Raw genomic sequence first — 1,674 nt, 5'->3', positions numbered from 1 at the left:
CCCGCCCTTATGGTGCGGGGGCTGGCAGGCGCTTTTACATGCTAATCAGTAAGGTCGGAATTCAGCAATATGTATATTAAGACTTGACATTCAAGCATTTGTAAACACTAATCCGTTGAAAAATCTCAGGGTCTTCAACCCTAACATTATAAAGGCCTTTTTTGTCACCATGAAGCAAGATAAAAGGCGGTCTTTATATCTCTTTCAAATCTACTTAAAACAGGCCAACTTAAAAAGTTTCTAAATAAATCTATGGAGAAATTCTCAAAAAGAGGGAAAACACCCTTAAGTTCTTCTGCTTGGAAAAATAATTCGCCACAGGGGTATAATCGACCCTATAAGTAGAATCATCCCAAAGGTAAGCTCTTCGGCCAAATAAAGTTGTACTGCACTAAAAAACAATACTGCAAAAACGACTGCATTTGTTATTCGCCATGTCGATCTTTCAATCCGGGCAGCATATTGATTCAGCGATGGGGTGTTGACTGACATATCGCCGCGTTCCATCTTATTTAAAACTGTGTCCAACCGTCGGGGGAGTCTGATGATTGTCAATCCATAGGTACCCAACTCTTGAAGCCAGTAATGCCAATTTTTAGTGGTTTCCTCAGCAATGATTTTCTTTGTAAAGGGTTCGATCCCTTTCCAGGCATTGAAATCCGGATTCAGCCCCATACACATTCCTGAAAGAATGCCAACACATCGGAAAAGGAATAACAATTTGGCAGGCATCTGGAAAGGCATATCAACTATCAGATCCCGATATTCAATGGCAAGCTCTCGCATTTCATCGAAATGGATTTGCTGCAGTTCAGCCATGCTTTTTCCCTTAAAATGCTCAAACTCGGTGACGATCAACTCTTTGATGCGGTCGGTATCCGCCTCAGGCAAAAGTACGCCCAGCATTTGGAAAGAAGTGATCACCCGATCTGGATTTTGGGTGCCGATGCCAATAGCCATTTCCCGAAGCCCGGCCCGAAGGTTAGGGGGAACCTTCCCGACCATGCCAAAATCGACAAATGTGAGAGTCCAATTTTGTTTGCTGCTATCATGGAAAACAGGAGCTACGAACAAATTCCCTGGGTGCGGATCCGCATGAAAAAAACCATCTTCAAATATTTGCTGCAGGTAGGTTTCAAATAAACGTTGGGCAACTTCAGCTTTGCTTATTCCTGCCGCCGCGATGGATTCATAATCCGTGATTTTGATGGCCAGTACGTTTTCAAGAGTTAGAACCCGCTTTGTGGTGTGAGCCCACACCACCTTGGGCACTTTAATCCCTGGTCGATCTTTAAAATTCGCTGCGAAAGTCTCAGCGTTTTCCCCCTCTGCAAGATAATCGATTTCTTTGAAGGTGATATCAGAAAATTCTTTCAATAAGGCCGGGACATTGGCGCGTTTTGAAATCGGTCTGAAACGCCGGATCCATCGGCCAACTGTCTCAAGCGCGGCCAAATCGGTTTGAATTATTGTTTCAATATTGGGCCGCTGTACTTTGACGACCACTTGATCGAATCCATTGACAGGTTTGTGAAGTTTTGCCCGGTGAACTTGTCCCAGCGAAGCAGCGGCCAGGGGTTCGGGATCAAATTCAAGAAAGAATTCACTCAGAGAAGCGCCCAATTCTGTTTCAGCTATTTGGCGGATATCCTCGAAGTTTTCCGGGGCGACTTC

Annotated in this window: 1 protein-coding gene; it reads right to left on the bottom strand. The window is 44.5% G+C overall.

Annotation, left to right across the window (positions count from 1 at the left end; all coding sequences use genetic code 11):
* Nucleotides 1–285 precede the first annotated feature (285 nt).
* Nucleotides 286–1,674 (bottom strand): AarF/ABC1/UbiB kinase family protein (locus K8R76_03320; protein MCD4847202.1); only part of this gene is annotated, 1,389 nt, incomplete at its 5' end.

Origin of the sequence: Candidatus Aegiribacteria sp. (genome assembly GCA_021108435.1) — a bacterium.
In the GTDB taxonomy this organism is placed as follows: Bacteria; Fermentibacterota; Fermentibacteria; order Fermentibacterales; family JCC-6; genus Aegiribacteria.
Note: the sequence above shows the minus strand (reverse complement) of the source record. Positions and strands in the feature narration are given on the sequence as shown.